This is a genomic window from Janthinobacterium sp. TND4EL3 (assembly GCF_900156175.1).
Taxonomy (GTDB): Bacteria; Pseudomonadota; Gammaproteobacteria; order Burkholderiales; family Burkholderiaceae_D; genus Janthinobacterium.
In genome coordinates, this window is the sequence record NZ_FTMV01000014.1 from 184640 (window position 1) to 198741 (window position 14102).

Here is a 14102-nt window from a genome sequence, read left to right on the forward strand (position 1 = left end):
CAGTGTTACCGCAGTAAGTAGTCAAAGTTTTTGGGTCGTTAGCTCAGCTGGTAGAGCAGCGGACTTTTAATCCGTTGGTCGCAGGTTCGAATCCCGCACGGCCTACCAAATACTTCAGAGAAGCCAACCGTTCGCGGTTGGCTTTTTTGTTTTGCGTGCCCATTCCACCCCGCCCCGCCCCCTTGCACGCACCGTCAGCACGCTGCGGCACCTCCCTGCAACAGCATAAAAAACCCTTACGTATCAACAAGCTGCGTACGGTAATGATTTGGTTATGTCAAAACCCTGGCCCTGTCAGGCTGTGCAAAGCAGAATGAGCCAGACCAGAGCCGGCCCGCCAGTACGTGCAGGCCAGCATCATCGAGTCGCTGACTCGCACAACCGAGGAGAACCCATCATGCAGATCAAACTTGTCCCAACCCTCATCATCGCCACGCTGCTGGCCGGCTGTAGCGGCGCGCCCAGCGAAAGCGAAGTACGCGACGCCTTGAGCAGGGAGATGACCTTGCAGACCCCCTCCTTCCTGCAGGTCGACATACCGGGAGTCGTCGCCAAGATCAAGGTACTCGGTTGCAGCAAGGCCGATACGAGCGGCTACCTGTGCGATATTCAAGGAGTAGAAGGACAAGTCAGCGGCATGCGCTTCATCAAGACGGACAAAGGTTGGTCTGTCGCACGGAAGTGAGCACCAACACCCCTTGCAATCAATGATAAAAGGCATGACGACATGAGCGACAACGATTCCACCTGCAATTCCCACTCCCCGCATAGCACTATCCACGGCTCCGGCCTGGGAGAACAAAGCATGGCAGGGGTCAACCTCCATGAACATCCATTTTCAGCCGCTGCCAAGGTAGAGACATATCGCCGCAACAATGGACTCGATATCTACACTGGCATGCCGGTGCAACGGCAGCAAGCCAGGCATACGGCCGGTAGCGGCAGAGCTGCCGTAGACCACGTCATGATTGCCGACAGCACCGCCAATGCGCGTGGCGGCACTCTGCGCAAGACGGTCAAAGTCATCTTCGCGATACTCGGCTGCCTGCTGGTGCTCAGCATTATCGATACCGTGCGGCTGCTCGCCACCTACAGCCTCGAAAATCCGCCGCCAAATATTACCGGGAAAGCGAGATAGCCCGTCGGAGGCACGGGGATGCGGCCGGTCCGGGGCATGACGATGCCGCAAGTAGCAGGGGCTGGGGTCATAGCAGGGGCCGGGGCCAGGTCCGGCATTCGTACACGATTTCAGCCTTGGCCGCCTCCATCAACAGCAAGTTGCGCTTTATCCAATACCGATATTGCCCGATTCACTGCCATCCCCATACCTGCCCGGCGTCACCCCCATCACCCGCTTGAACATGGCGATGAAGGCGCTGACGTTGTCGTAGCCCAGGTCCAACGCAATCGTCGTGACGGGCTGGCCGGCGGCCAGTAGTTCCAGGGCGCGCAGGATGCGGGCGCGCTGGCGCCAGGCGGAGGGCGCAAAACCCGTCTCGATGATAAAACGGCGCGCCAGGGTGCGCAGCGAGACGCCGGCCCAGGCGGCCAGCGCTTCCACGCCCCGCTCGTCGGCCAGGTCATCGAGCACGGCGCGCGCCACGCGCAGCAGGCGCGGGTCCGTGGGCAGGGGCAAGCCGAAGGCCTCGTGCGGCGCGGCGGCGATCTCGTCGAGGATCACGCCCGCCACCCGGACCTGCCGCGCGTCCAGTGCGTCAGACCCATCCTCGCCCCAGGTGCTGGCGCGGCCCACCGCTTCGCGCAGCAAGCCCGAGACGCGCATCACGCACGGCGCGGCGGGCAAGCCGGCGCAACTGGCCTCGTCCACATACACGCTCCAGCCCGCGAACGGGCCGTGCGAACGCAGCGCGTGGACGTGATGGGGCGGCACCCACACGCAGTGACTGGCCGGCACCACCCACTGGCCGCTGTCGGCGGCGACGGAAAGCAAGCCCCGCATGGCGCCGAACAGCTGGCCGCTGGCATGGCGGTGCGCCCCCGTCACCCTTTCCTGCGGCTGGACCATGCGCATGGCGCGCAGCAACAGCGGCGATGCCGGAGAAATTGGCGGATTTGACGTATCGAATGACATAAACAACGCAGGCAAGACAATCCGGCCATCATACAGTGAAGTCTTTCCAACCTTCAGGAGTTCACCATGCGTGCAGAAGACGTATTAGCCGATCAACAAAACCAGGGGCAGTTCAAGGGCGTCACCGTGCGCAAGGGCACGGTGGGCGCTTTCCTCGCCAATGCCCGGCTGTGGCTGGACGACGCCAGCAGCAGCGACGACAAGGCCATCGCCGAGCGCGACATTGTCGACGCCCTGCCCGCCCTGCACGCGCTGGGACTGTTCGACATTGTGCAGGTGCGCGATGCGGCGCTGCGCGAACTGGTGTCCGTCGCAACGGAGTAAGCGGCCAACGGCTCGTCCCCGGCGCGCATTTCCTCTATCATGCTGCTTTGCCCGCCTTCGCACCCGCCATGCCGTTTACCATTGCCGCCCCCGTCCACAGCGAACTGATCATCAAGAAAAGCCGTTTCATCGGTTGCGTGCAGCCGATGACGGACCGTGCCAGCGCGCAGCAGGTGGTCAATGACTTGAAGGCGCAGCATCCGGGCGCCTGCCACGTGTGCTGGGCGCTGCTGGCGGGCGGGCAATCGGCGGCCGTCGATGATGGCGAACCGAGCGGCACGGCCGGACGGCCCATGCTCGACGTGCTGCGCCACCAGGACCTGGAAGGCGTGCTGGCCACCGTCGTGCGCTATTTTGGCGGGATCAAGCTCGGCGCGGGCGGCCTCGTGCGCGCCTACACGGACAGCGTGGCGCAGGCGCTGCTGCAGGCGGAAAAGACGGCCATCGTGCGCCAGCGCAACCTGCGCTGCACGGTGCCGTATGCGATGGAAGGCATGCTGCGCCGCGAACTCGACGGCGCCGGCGCCACCTTGCTGAACGTGGCACACGGCGACGCCGTGCTGTTCGACTTCAGCCTGCCCGAAACGGCGGCCACCGCCCTGCTGGCCCATCTGCATGAGGCGGGCAATGGGCGGATAGCCTGGCTGAAGGAAGAGGCCGAAGAGGAAGAATAAACCTACAGGTCGCGCGGCCGCTTGATCTGCAACAAAATAAAATGCGTCCACGCCAGCGCCGGCAGCACCAGCAACAGCAGCATCAATCCGGCCGGCATGTCCGGTACGAAACGCGCGAAGCAGGCAAGAAAGCTGGCGATGGCCAGCCAGAAGCGCCAGTTGAAGGCATACGCCTTGCGCGCCACCGTGGCCAGCGCGATACGCCAGAATTCCAGCAAGGCCCACACGCCGCCCGTCAGCAGCAGGGCGGCCAGCGCGTTGGCGCCGGGGGCGTCCGCCCAGGTGCGCACGAGGTTGTACAGCAGCACGGGATAGCCGGCCGTGACGGCCAGGGTGGCCGGGCCGGCGGCGATGACAGCTTCAAACAGCTGCCCTTTGGAACGATGATCCACTAAATGATGCTCCTCAAGCCACGACGCCGGAATGGGCGGCGATCACTTGCAGCGCGCCGGCCGCATCCTGTGCCCAGACGCGCGTAAAACGGAAGTCGCCATGCGTTTCCACGTCGTGATAACTGCCCGTCAGCTGCATGCGCACGGAGACGACGGCCACGTTGCCGTTGATGCGCACATGGCGCTCGGAGGCACGCAAGTCCGTGATCGTCAGCAATCGCTGCTCGTGCGCGGCCAGGTCCGCATGCTTGCTCAGCAAGTGACCCAGGTGATTGGTAAACAACAATTCATCGGCCAGCAAATCGTTCAGCACGGCCACATCGGACGCCATCATGGCCAGGCGCAAGCGTTCTTCCGCATCGAGCACTTGTACTTCCGTTAAAGCATTCATCTTTTTCCTTATTAAAGTAACGCGCGCATATTAGCAAACGGGAAAACCATGCTGGCACGAAATAGCCAATTTCACAATCATCCGGAAGGCTTATGCCTGTGGAGCATATTCATATAGCGTAATATTCGCAGCAGCATTGCGCAAAACACCCCCATAGTACTGTACAGTGCTTGCCCTTTCGCCCCAGGCTGGGGCAGCAATGACTTGTAGTAAAGTGCTCTCTGCAGTCTCGAATAAAACCAAGATAAGGCCCCTACATGGCAATTAACATCATCCTGAACCTGCTCGTTGCATTGCTCGTCTTCGCCTTCATGTTCCACCAGCAACGCAAGCACGCAACCTTCACCGTGCGTGTCTTCACGGGCCTGGGCCTGGGCGTGCTGCTGGGCGCGGCCGTGCAGTGGCTGTACGGCGCGGGTTCGCCCATCATCGCCGGCACCAATGAATACATCGACATCGTCGGCAGCGGCTATGTCAAACTGTTGCAGATGATCATCATGCCGCTGATCATGGTGTCCATCATTTCCGCCATTTTAAAGCTGAAGGATGCGAGTTCCCTGGGCAAGATCAGCGCGCTGACCATCGGCACCCTGCTCATTACCACCGCCATCGCCGCCGCGATCGGCATTTTGATGGCCAAGCTGTTCGGCCTGACGGCCGTCGGCCTGACGTCGAGCGCTGCCGAAGTGGCGCGCGGCGTGCAGCTGCAAGGCTCGCTGGAAACGGCAAAAGCCCTGTCCCTGCCGAAACTGCTGGTCAGCTTCGTGCCGACCAATCCCTTCCTCGACATGACGGGCGCGCGCAAGACGTCGACCATCGCCGTCGTCGTGTTCTCGATCTTCATCGGCATCTCGGCCACGGGCATCGCCGCGAAAAAACCGGAAATCTTCGCCTCCTTCGAGCACTTCATGAAAGTGGCGCACGCCATCGTCATGCGCATGGTCACCCTGGTGCTGCGCCTGACGCCGTACGGCGTGTTCGCGCTGATGTTTGAAGTGGTGGCGTCGTCGAGCTACACGGACATCTTGAAATTGATCAACTTCGTCGTCGCCTCCTACAGCGCGCTGATATTGATGTTCCTCGTGCACCTGGCCATCATCGCCGGCGTGGGCCTGAACCCCTTGCGCTTCGTCAAGAAAGTCTTCCCCGTGCTGGCCTTCGCATTTACGTCGCGCACGAGTGCCGGCTCGATCCCGATGAGCGTGCAGACGCAGACCCAGCGCCTGGGCACGCCGGAAGGCATCGCCAACTTCGCCGCCTCGTTCGGCTCGACCATCGGCCAGAACGGCTGCGCCGGCATCTATCCGGCCATGCTGGCCGTCATGATCGCCCCCACCGTCGGCGTCGATCCGTTCACCGTCAGCTTCCTGCTGCCGCTGCTGGCCATCATCACCATCGGTTCCGTCGGCGTGGCCGGCGTGGGCGGCGGCGCCACGTTTGCCGCCCTGATCGTGCTGTCGGCGATGGACTTGCCCGTCGCGCTGGCCGGCTTGCTGATTTCCGTCGAACCGCTGATCGACATGGGCCGCACGGCCCTGAACGTGAGCGGCTCGATCACGGCCGGCACCGTCACCAGCCGGGTCATGGGCGAAACCGACCTGGCCGTCTACAACAGCGACGACGCGCCGGACCTGGACGAAGCGGAACACGCCGCCTAAAAGCCCATCGAGTTGCGCGCCGCGCCTTGCCGCTTTCGTCTATATTTATTAATAATAAATACGGAGGAAGGCGCAAGGCGATGGAACAGAAATGGCCGCAGCAAATCTGGATCGTGCGTCACGGCCAAAGTGCCGGCAACGTGGCGCGCGATGCCGCCGAAGCGGAAAAGCAGCTGTTGATCGCCATCGCCGAGCGCGACGTCGATGTCCCCCTCTCCGAGCTTGGCGCGCACCAGGCGCAAGCCCTCGGCGACTGGTTCGCCACCCTCCCGCCTGAACAACAACCGACCGTCGTGCTGTATTCGCCCTACGTGCGTGCGCGGCAGACGGCGCAAGCCGTACTGGCGCGCATCGGTGCCGACAGCCTGAGCGCCGTGGTAGCCGACGAGCGCCTGCGCGAAAAGGAATTCGGCATCCTCGACCGCCTGACCGTGCACGGCATCGCCAGCAAATACCCGGAACTGTACGAACAGCGCCAGCACGTCGGCAAGTTTTACTTCCGCCCGCCGGGCGGCGAAAGCTGGTGCGACGTCATCCTGCGCCTGCGCAGCGTGCTCGACACCATCACCCGCGAATACCGGGGCGAACGGGTGCTGATCGTCGGCCACCAGGTCATCGTCAACTGCTTCCGCTACCTGCTCGAGCGCTGCGACGAGCACGCCATCCTGGCCATCGACAAGGCGGCCGACGTGCCCAACTGCGGCATCACCTCGTACGCCTTCAACCCCGCCCTGGGCAGGCACGGCAAGCTGCAGCTGGACCTGTGCAACTTCGTCGCGCCGCTGGAAGCGGCCGGCACACCCGTCACGGCCCAGCCCGACATGCCGGCCGCGCCGAAATCCTGATCCTTCGGAGCTCATCCATGGACGCCACCGCCATCACGCCCTCCCTGCTGCGCTCCTGGCCGCTGCCCATGCCCCAGCCCGACGGCGACAAGGAAGTGCGCGGCCATCTGCTGATCGTCGCCGGCTCCGAAGAAATGCCGGGCGCCATCGTGCTGGCGGCCACGGCGGCCCTGCGCGCGGGCGCGGGCAAGCTGACCCTGGCGACGGGCGCGTCGGTGGCGGCGCAAGTGGCCGTCGCCATGCCCGAGGCGCGGGTCATCGGCCTGGACGAAACGGCGCTGGGCGGCTTCCGCCACGAAGCGCGCCACCAGCTGGCGCCGCTGGCCGGCAAGGTGGACGCCGTCCTCGTCGGGCCGGGCATGTGCGACACGTCCGCCAGCTGCGAGCTGATGCGCCACCTGCTGCCCCTGTTTGCCGGCAGCCGCCTGATTCTTGACGCCTGCGCCATGCAGGTCGTGCGCCAGCCCGCGCATTTCCGTTTTACGCAGCCGGTGCTGCTGACGCCGCACGCGGGCGAGCTGGCCCAGCTGATGGGCGTGACCAAGGACGCCGTGCTGGCCGACCCGCATGCCTGCGCCGTGGACGCGGCGCGGCGCTGGCATGCCGTCGTCGCCCTGAAAGGCGCCCTGACCGTCATCGCCCTGCCCGACGGCAGCAGCTGGACACATGCTGGCGGCAATATCGGCCTGGCCATATCGGGTTCCGGCGACACCTTGGCCGGCATCATCACGGGCCTGGCGGCGCGCGGCGCGCCGCTGGAGCAGGCGTGCGCCTGGGGCATCGCCCTGCATGCGCTGGCGGGCGAACAGCTGGCCCTGCGCTTCGGCATGCTCGGCTACCTGGCGCGCGAGATCCCGGCCGAGATTCCCGCCCTGCTGCGTAATCTGGCGGCATAAAAACGGCATGAGCATGACGTGGCCGTGGCCATCAGCCAGGGAGTCGTCGCCACCCGACACCACGCCCGCATCGGGCGTGGACTGGGAAGCGGCAGTACGCAAGGTTTCGTTGTAGAAATAAGCATGGCCGCTGCCAGTACGCCCTGTCCTGGCGCCTTCCCTGCCGTTCACGTGGCGCGTTTGCGCCATGTCAAAGCGGATCGCCGCTCCCCCAGCCGAGGGCCGCTGATTTGTAAATCCCGTGAACCTGCGCGCGCCTGCCTACTCTAATTTTTGCTAGCGATGCCAGCCTTGCCACGACGGCCCGCCCGCACCGTGGCAGCCAGCCTGGCATGACCACCCACGACAGCTTTCCAACGAGAAAGGAACAATCATGACGGCCCCAACCCCTAGCACCAGCAAGCTTGTCCTCGGCACCGCCATCGTGTGCGCGCTGCTGGGCGGCTGCAACAAGCGCAACGAATCCACCACCACGGCCCCGGCGGCCGCACCGGCCACCACGCCCGCCACGGGCGGCAGCGGCACCTCGGGCACCGGCGGCACCACCACACCGGACACCACGGCACCGGCCACCCCATCCATGGCGCCGGGCACCACCACCAACCCCGACGGCACGACGACGCCGCCGGCCAACCCGCCCGGCACCACGCCGGGAACCGGAACCGGGACCGGGACTGGAGCCGGAACGACGACGCCACCGCCACGCAGCAGCTAGCAGCCCCAGCCGCCCCGCTCCAGCGCAGCGGCGGGACGGGCGGCAAGCGGTACAGGCAAGAGGTACAGGCAAGAGGTACAGGCAAGAGGTACAGGCAAGAGGTACAGGCAAGCGGTACAGGCAGGCGGCACAACGCCGGCATCAGACTACCAGGGAATACCTGGCAAGGAGCCTTGCGACGAAGGCTCCTTCTTTTTCGCAGCGCAACAGTTCCCCCTGCCACGGCCCATCAACGGGCGGGCGCCGCCTTCGCCGTGGCCCGTGCGCCCAACGCCTGATGGTCGGCCGCCAGGAACAGATACATGGCCGGCACGACGAACAGGGTAAACAAGGTGCCGATGGACAAGCCCGTAAAAATCACCAGCCCCATCGCGTGGCGTCCGGCCGCGCCCGCGCCCGAGGCGATCACCAGCGGCAGCACGCCAAACACCATGGCCGCCGTCGTCATCAGGATGGGGCGCAGGCGCACGGCGGCGGCCTCTTCCACCGCCTCGCGCTTGCTCTTGCCCGTCTTTTGCAACTGGTTGGCCACTTGCACGATCAGGATGCCATGCTTGCTGATCAGGCCCATCAGGGTCACCAGGCCCACCTCCGTGTAGATGTTGATCGAGGCAAAGCCGAGGAAGATGAACATGGTGGCGCCAAACAGGGCCAGCGGCACGGAAACGAGGATCACGACGGGGGCGCGGAAGCTCTCGAACTGCGCCGCCAGCGCCAGGAAGACGATCACCACGGCAAACAGCATGGTGACGACAAAACCGCCCGACTCCTGCACGAACTGGCGCGACTGGCCCGCATAGTCGGCCGTGTAGCCGCTGGGCGCCACCTGGGCCAGCGTCTCGCGCATGAAGGCCAGCACCTCGCCCTGCGAGGCGCCGGACACGCCGGAAAGCGTCACGGAATTGAGTTGCTGGAAGCGGTTGATCGACTCGGGCACGACGTCGTACTGGATATGCGCGACGGTGCTGGCCGGTATCATCGCGCCGTCGGGCGTCTTGATATGGAAGTCCAGCACGGCCGACGGATTCAGGCGGTCCACCTGCAGCACCTGCGGGATCACCTTGTAGGAACGCCCGGCGATGGAAAAATAATTGACGTAGTTGCCGCCCAAAGCCGCGCCCAGCGCCTGCCCCACATCCTGCTGCGTCATGCCCAGCGCGGCCACGCTGTCGCGGTCGATCACGACGGTGGCTTGCGGTTTATCAATCTTCAAGTCCGTGTCGATGAAATAGAACTTGCCCGATGCGCGCGCCTTCTCCAGCACCTGCTGCGCGATGGCATCGAGGTTTTCAAACGGCTCCGTGGTGGCGATGACGAATTGCACGGGCAAGCCCGAGGAGCCGGGCAAGGCGGGAAACTGGAAAGCGGCCACGCGGGCGCCGGCGATCCGGTTCCAGCCCGCCTGCAAGTCCTGCTGCACCTCTTGGGCGCTGCGCGCGCGCTCGCCCCACGGCGTCATCAGCATGCCGCCAAAACCCGAGTTGACCGTCGGCACGCCCGTGATCTGGAACATCTGGCTGTATTCGGGCATGGCCTTGGCCACCTGGTAGATTTGCTCGGCATACACCTGCATCTGGTCCGACGTGGCCGTCGGGTCGCCCACCACCTGCGACAGCACGACGCCCTGGTCTTCCTCGGGCGCCAGCTCGGACTGCGACATCCTGAACATCAGCCCCAGCACCACCATCAATAGCGCCGCCATGACGATGAGCACCACCCAGGTGTCGAGCAGCGCGTGCAGCAGGCGCTGATACCTGTCATGCACCTTGCCAAAGACGCGGTCGATGGCTTGCACGAAGCGGCCGCTGTCTTGTTCCGGGCGGAAAATGCGCGAACACATCATGGGCGACAGGGTCAGGGCCACCACGCCCGACACGGCCACGGCGCCGGCCAGGGTGAAGGCGAACTCCGTGAACAGCGCGCCCGTCAGGCCGCCCTGGAAGCCGATGGGCACGTACACGGCGATGAGCACCACCGTCATGGCCAGGATGGGGCTGCCCAGTTCGCGCGCCGCCAGCAGGCTCGCTTCCAGCGGCGGCTGGCCCTGCTTCATGTGGCGGTCGACGTTTTCCACCACGATGATGGCGTCGTCGACCACCAGGCCGATGGCCAGCACGATGGCCAGCAAGGTCAGCAGATTGATGGAATAGCCGAGCGCCAGCATGGCCGTAAACGTGCCGATCAGCGACAGCGGCATGGCGATCACGGGCACGATCACGGCCCGCAGGCTGCCGAGGAACAGATAGATGACAATGGTGACGATCAGCAGCGCCTCGACCAGGGTCTTGATGACCTCCCTGATGGACGTATTGATGAAGAAAGTCGAGTCGTACACGATTTCCCCCGTCAGCCCGGCCGGCAGCTGCGACTGGATATCGGGAAAGCTGGCGCGCACGCGCTGGGCCACGTCGAGGATATTGGCTTCCGGCGCCACCTTGATGCCGATGAAGACGGAGCGCACGCCGCTGAAGGCGACATTGAAATCATAGTTTTCCGACCCCAGCACGACGGTGGCCAGGTCTTCCAGCCGCACGATGGAGTCGCCGCTGCGCTTGACGACAAGTTTCCTGAACTCCTCGACCGAATGCAGATCCGTGCCTGCCGTCAGGGGAACGGTCACCATCTGGCCCTTGCTCGATCCCAGCGCGGCCAGGTAATTGTTATTGCCCAGGGCGGTACTCACCTCGGCCGCCGTCACGCCGAACGCGGCCATCTTGTCCGCATCGAGCCAGGCGCGCAGGGCGAACAGGCGCGCGCCCAGCAATTCCGCCGTCTGCACGCCGGCGACGGCGTCGAGCTTGGGCTTGACGACGCGGCTCAGGTAATCCGTCACATTATTCGTCGGCAAGGTCTTGCTGTAAAACCCCAGGTACATGGCGTCCGTCGTCTGCCCCATCTGCACCGTCAGCACGGGCGTCTGCGCCTGGGCGGGCAGCTGGTTCTTCACGGAACTGACCTGGGTATTGATTTGCGTCAAAGCCCGGTTCGCGTCGTAATTGAGGCGCAAGGTGGCCGTGATGGTCGACACGCCGCTGCTGCTCGACGAAGACAGGTAATCGATGCCCTGCGCCTGGGCGATGGCCGATTCCAGCGGCTGCGTGATGAAGCCGGCCACCGTCTGCGCATCGGCGCCGTAATAGGTGGTGGAAATGGTCACCACGGCATTCTGCGTCTTCGGATACTGGTTGATGGGCAGGCTGAACAGGGAGCGCAAGCCCAGCACCACCAGCAGCAGGCTCACCACCATGGCCAGCACGGGCCGGCGGATGAAGAGATCGGTGAAATTCATGGCGGCGCCTCGACTCAATGTTCCTGCGGCGTGGGCTGCGGATTGTTGCGCGGCTCGACGACGTTGCTGATCACCACGGGGCTGCCGTTCTTGAGCTTGATCTGCCCGCTGGTGACGACCCGCTGCCCCTCGGCCAGCCCCGTCAGCACGGCCACCTGGTCGCCCCGCGTTTCGCCCGTCGTCACGAACACTTGCTGCACCACCAGGTCGCCCGCCTTCGGCGGGGGCGCGCCGGCCTTGGGCGGTGGCGCCGGATGCACGACGAAGACGGTGGAGCCGTACGGGTTATAGGTGATGGCCGTCTGCGGCAAGGTCAGGTATTGTTTCTTCCCGCCCACTTCCACGTGGACGTTGGCGAACATACCAGGCAGCAACTGCCGCTGGGGATTGGCCACCGTGGCTTCCACCTGCACATTGCGCGTGGCGGGGTCGACCTTGGAACTGATGGCGCTGACCTTGCCCGCAAACGCCGTGTTCGCATGCGCATCGCTGGACAGCGTCAGCACCTGGCCCACCTGCAGGCCGCCCAGCTGCTGTTGCGGAATATAGAAGTCGACATAGATGGGGTCGATGGTTTGCAAGGTCACGATCTTGTCGCCGGGATTCAAATACTGGCCCGGATTGACGGTGGTGATGCCGAGTTTGCCCGCGAACGGCGCGCGGATGGTTTTCTTTGCCACCAGCGCCGCCTGCTGGGCCGCCAGTGCCTGCTTGCTTTTCAGGTCGGCCGCGTCGTTGTCGATCTGCGCCTGACTGATCGCCTGCACGGCAAATTGCTGGCGGTCGCGCGCCAGCACGGACGCGGCCAGTTCGGCGGCCGCCTCCAGCGCGCGCAGCTGCGCCAGGTCGGCGTCGGCGTTCAGCTGCAGCAACAGTTGCCCTGCCACCACTTCCTGGCCGGACTTGAAATGGATGGACCTGACGAGGCCGGCGATTTCGCTCGTCACGTCGACGCCGCGCACGGCCACCAGGGTGCCTACGGAGGACAGCTGCGGTTGCCAGTCGACCTTGCGGATGATGGTTGCCGACACCGTCTGCGGCGCGGGCTTGGGCGAACTGGCCATGAGCTGGCGAATGTGCAGGAAAAATCCCAGCGCCAGCAGGGCAATCAACAGCGCCACCGCCCCCAGCATGATGAGCATGCGCTTCGTGCGTTTCGTCATGGATGCCCTCCCCGTGTATTCCGGCGTCCAAAAATCAGTCCCGGCCCGCCCTCGCCGGCAAGGTGGTTGTGGCGGCAACATTGTCCAGCGCAGGACGGTTCCACCAGCCGCCGCCCAGCGCCTGGAACAGCGCGGCGCTGTCGGCATGGCGGGCCGCCTGCGCCTGTACCAGGCCCACCCTGGCCTGCTGATAGGTGCGCTGGGCATCCAGCAGGCTCAGGTAGCTGATGGCGCCCAGCTTGAATTGCTGCGTACTCAAGGCCAGCGATTCGCGGGCCAGCGCCTCCACCTCGGCCTGCTGCTGCAAGGCGGCCGCATCGGCCTCGAGCGCGCGCAGGCTGTCCGCCACATTCTGGAAAGCGCCCAGCACGGTGGCGCGGTAATCGGCCGCCGCGCCCTCGTAGGCGGCGACAGCCGCACGCCGCTCCGCGCGCAGCGCGCCGCCATTGAAAATGGGCTGGGCCAGCCCGGCCGCCACGCCCCACACGGAGGAACCGCCGTGCAGCAGCGCGGGAATGCTGGTGGCCAGGGCGCCCACATTGCCCGTCAGGGTGAACTGGGGGTACATGGCTGCCGTGGCGACGCCGATCTGCGCGCTGGCCTGCTGCAGCAGTGCTTCGCTGGCGCGGATGTCGGGGCGCTGGCGCACGAGGGCCGACGGCAGGGAGACGGGCAAGTCCCGCGGCAAGTGCAGCGACGCCAGGTCGAACTCGGGCATGCCGGGCTCGCTGGGCAGCCTGCCCGCATACACGGACAGCTGATGACGCGCCAGGGCCAGGGCTTTTTCCAGCGGCGGCAGGGTGGCCCGCGTCTGCGCCACCGTGTTGCGCTGGAGCAATACCGTGGCGCGAGCGATGGCGCCGAACTGGAATTGCTGTTCGATCAGGTCCAGCTGCTTCTGCTGCGCATCGAGTATCTCGCCGGTGGCCTGCAGCTGGGCGCGCAAGGACGCCACGCGGATGGCCGTCGTCACCAGGTTGGCCGTCAGGGCCAGGTACGTCGCTTCCAGTTGATATTGTCTGTAGTCGACCAGGGCTTGCAAGCCCTCCAGCTGGCGCTTGTTGCCCCCAAACACATCCAGCGCATACGACACATTCACGGAGGCGTTATACAAATTGAGGACGCCGCCCACGCCCTCCAGGCTGCTGTTTTTCTCGCGGCTGGCGCCCAGCTGGGCGCGCACGTCCGGATACAGCAGGCGGCCGGACAGGGCGCGGTAGTTTTCATCGGCCTGGCGCAGGGCCGCCTGGGCCGACGCCAGGCCGGGATTGCGCGCGAGGGCGCCGCGCACGAGCTGGTCCAGCGCCGGCGACTGGAACAGCGTCCACCATTGCGCGGGAATATCCTGGCCCGGCACGAAGCGCTGCGCCTGGCCGGCCGGACCGGGCGCCGCCGCCGTTTGCGCCGGCAAGGGCGCCGGGGTATAACTGTCGCCGCCGCCGGGGGCGGCGGGACGCTGGAAGTCCGGCCCGACGGCGCACGCGGCCAGCAGGCATGCCGTGAGGATGCCGAGTATGGGCTGCCGGAGGCTGGAAAACATGGTGCAGGTCCGATACGTTGCCGTGCCACATTACCGTTGAAAAATATCCCCGTACGGACCGGCGGATCTGCCCATCCGTTCTACGATTGTAGAGCACCAGACGTAAAAAGAGCCTTCCGAAGA

General features: G+C 65.1%; 14 protein-coding genes and 1 tRNA gene. 9 read left to right on the top strand and 6 right to left on the bottom strand.

Annotated elements, in window-relative coordinates; genetic code table 11:
• Nucleotides 1–32 precede the first annotated feature (32 nt).
• The 3 genes from BXA07_RS21205 to BXA07_RS30340 all read left to right on the top strand — a co-directional run bounded on the left by BXA07_RS21205 (nt 33) and on the right by BXA07_RS30340 (nt 1138).
• A tRNA-Lys gene (locus BXA07_RS21205) sits at nt 33–108 on the top strand.
• Nucleotides 109–397: 289 nt separating this feature from the next.
• Nucleotides 398–685 carry a hypothetical protein gene (locus BXA07_RS21210; RefSeq protein WP_076570601.1) on the top strand — a complete coding sequence of 96 codons (288 nt, stop codon included), beginning with the start codon at nt 398–400 and terminating at the stop codon, nt 683–685.
• Between the two features lie 42 nt (nt 686–727).
• Complete coding sequence (locus BXA07_RS30340) at nt 728–1138, top strand: hypothetical protein (RefSeq protein ID WP_139335688.1); 411 nt, start codon at nt 728–730, stop codon at nt 1136–1138.
• Between the two features lie 147 nt (nt 1139–1285).
• Here BXA07_RS30340 and BXA07_RS21215 read toward each other — a convergent pair whose 3' ends face one another.
• Nucleotides 1286–2032: an AraC family transcriptional regulator gene (locus BXA07_RS21215; protein ID WP_244556351.1), complete on the bottom strand. Its 747-nt coding sequence runs from the start codon at nt 2030–2032 to the stop codon at nt 1286–1288.
• Nucleotides 2033–2158: 126 nt separating this feature from the next.
• Between BXA07_RS21215 and BXA07_RS21220 the strand changes: the two genes are divergently transcribed.
• Together BXA07_RS21220 and BXA07_RS21225 are read left to right on the top strand one after the other, a co-directional pair.
• Entirely contained in the window at nt 2159–2416 is a 258-nt protein-coding gene (locus tag BXA07_RS21220; RefSeq protein WP_076570603.1) for a hypothetical protein, read from the top strand.
• 68 nt (nt 2417–2484) lie between these two features.
• On the top strand, nt 2485–3090 hold the full coding sequence (locus BXA07_RS21225) for an IMPACT family protein (protein WP_076570685.1): 606 nt from the start codon (nt 2485–2487) through the stop codon (nt 3088–3090).
• Between the two features lie 2 nt (nt 3091–3092).
• On the opposite strand, the gene BXA07_RS21230 is transcribed toward BXA07_RS21225, so the two are convergent.
• Together BXA07_RS21230 and BXA07_RS21235 are read right to left on the bottom strand one after the other, a co-directional pair.
• Nucleotides 3093–3482, bottom strand: coding sequence for a hypothetical protein (locus BXA07_RS21230; RefSeq protein ID WP_076570605.1), 390 nt, complete (start codon nt 3480–3482; stop codon nt 3093–3095).
• A 13-nt stretch (nt 3483–3495) separates the two neighbouring features.
• On the bottom strand, nt 3496–3873 hold the full coding sequence (locus BXA07_RS21235; RefSeq protein ID WP_076570607.1) for a nuclear transport factor 2 family protein: 378 nt from the start codon (nt 3871–3873) through the stop codon (nt 3496–3498).
• Nucleotides 3874–4130: 257 nt separating this feature from the next.
• Between BXA07_RS21235 and BXA07_RS21240 the strand changes: the two genes are divergently transcribed.
• The 4 genes from BXA07_RS21240 to BXA07_RS30345 all read left to right on the top strand — a co-directional run bounded on the left by BXA07_RS21240 (nt 4131) and on the right by BXA07_RS30345 (nt 7987).
• Nucleotides 4131–5531 (top strand): L-cystine transporter, encoded by a 1401-nt coding sequence (locus BXA07_RS21240; protein ID WP_076570609.1) that lies wholly within the window; start codon nt 4131–4133, stop codon nt 5529–5531.
• A gap of 80 nt (nt 5532–5611) precedes the next feature.
• On the top strand, nt 5612–6376 hold the full coding sequence (locus BXA07_RS21245) for a histidine phosphatase family protein (RefSeq protein ID WP_076570610.1): 765 nt from the start codon (nt 5612–5614) through the stop codon (nt 6374–6376).
• Between the two features lie 17 nt (nt 6377–6393).
• Complete coding sequence (locus tag BXA07_RS21250; RefSeq protein WP_076570612.1) at nt 6394–7272, top strand: NAD(P)H-hydrate dehydratase; 879 nt, start codon at nt 6394–6396, stop codon at nt 7270–7272.
• Nucleotides 7273–7645: 373 nt separating this feature from the next.
• Nucleotides 7646–7987 carry a hypothetical protein gene (locus BXA07_RS30345; RefSeq protein ID WP_076570613.1) on the top strand — a complete coding sequence of 114 codons (342 nt, stop codon included), beginning with the start codon at nt 7646–7648 and terminating at the stop codon, nt 7985–7987.
• A gap of 229 nt (nt 7988–8216) precedes the next feature.
• On the opposite strand, the gene BXA07_RS21260 is transcribed toward BXA07_RS30345, so the two are convergent.
• The 3 genes from BXA07_RS21260 to BXA07_RS21270 are packed head-to-tail and all read right to left on the bottom strand — an operon-like array spanning nt 8217 to nt 13979.
• Nucleotides 8217–11276 carry an efflux RND transporter permease subunit gene (locus tag BXA07_RS21260; RefSeq protein ID WP_076570615.1) on the bottom strand — a complete coding sequence of 1020 codons (3060 nt, stop codon included), beginning with the start codon at nt 11274–11276 and terminating at the stop codon, nt 8217–8219.
• Between the two features lie 14 nt (nt 11277–11290).
• A complete protein-coding gene (locus tag BXA07_RS21265) occupies nt 11291–12439 on the bottom strand; it encodes an efflux RND transporter periplasmic adaptor subunit (RefSeq protein WP_076570616.1) in 1149 nt (382 codons plus the stop codon).
• A 34-nt stretch (nt 12440–12473) separates the two neighbouring features.
• On the bottom strand, nt 12474–13979 hold the full coding sequence (locus BXA07_RS21270) for an efflux transporter outer membrane subunit (protein WP_076570618.1): 1506 nt from the start codon (nt 13977–13979) through the stop codon (nt 12474–12476).
• Nucleotides 13980–14102 lie beyond the last annotated feature (123 nt).

Coding starts and splice junctions, on each gene's coding strand:
- BXA07_RS21225 (WP_076570685.1), top strand. CDS start 2,485: ATGCCGTTTACCATTGCCGCCCCCGTCCACAGCGAACTGATCATCAAG.
- BXA07_RS21210 (WP_076570601.1), top strand. CDS start 398: ATGCAGATCAAACTTGTCCCAACCCTCATCATCGCCACGCTGCTGGCC.
- BXA07_RS21220 (WP_076570603.1), top strand. CDS start 2,159: ATGCGTGCAGAAGACGTATTAGCCGATCAACAAAACCAGGGGCAGTTC.
- BXA07_RS21250 (WP_076570612.1), top strand. CDS start 6,394: ATGGACGCCACCGCCATCACGCCCTCCCTGCTGCGCTCCTGGCCGCTG.
- BXA07_RS21270 (WP_076570618.1), bottom strand. CDS start 13,979: ATGTTTTCCAGCCTCCGGCAGCCCATACTCGGCATCCTCACGGCATGC.
- BXA07_RS21245 (WP_076570610.1), top strand. CDS start 5,612: ATGGAACAGAAATGGCCGCAGCAAATCTGGATCGTGCGTCACGGCCAA.
- BXA07_RS30340 (WP_139335688.1), top strand. CDS start 728: ATGAGCGACAACGATTCCACCTGCAATTCCCACTCCCCGCATAGCACT.
- BXA07_RS21265 (WP_076570616.1), bottom strand. CDS start 12,439: ATGACGAAACGCACGAAGCGCATGCTCATCATGCTGGGGGCGGTGGCG.
- BXA07_RS21240 (WP_076570609.1), top strand. CDS start 4,131: ATGGCAATTAACATCATCCTGAACCTGCTCGTTGCATTGCTCGTCTTC.
- BXA07_RS21215 (WP_244556351.1), bottom strand. CDS start 2,032: ATGCGCATGGTCCAGCCGCAGGAAAGGGTGACGGGGGCGCACCGCCAT.
- BXA07_RS21235 (WP_076570607.1), bottom strand. CDS start 3,873: ATGAATGCTTTAACGGAAGTACAAGTGCTCGATGCGGAAGAACGCTTG.
- BXA07_RS30345 (WP_076570613.1), top strand. CDS start 7,646: ATGACGGCCCCAACCCCTAGCACCAGCAAGCTTGTCCTCGGCACCGCC.
- BXA07_RS21260 (WP_076570615.1), bottom strand. CDS start 11,276: ATGAATTTCACCGATCTCTTCATCCGCCGGCCCGTGCTGGCCATGGTG.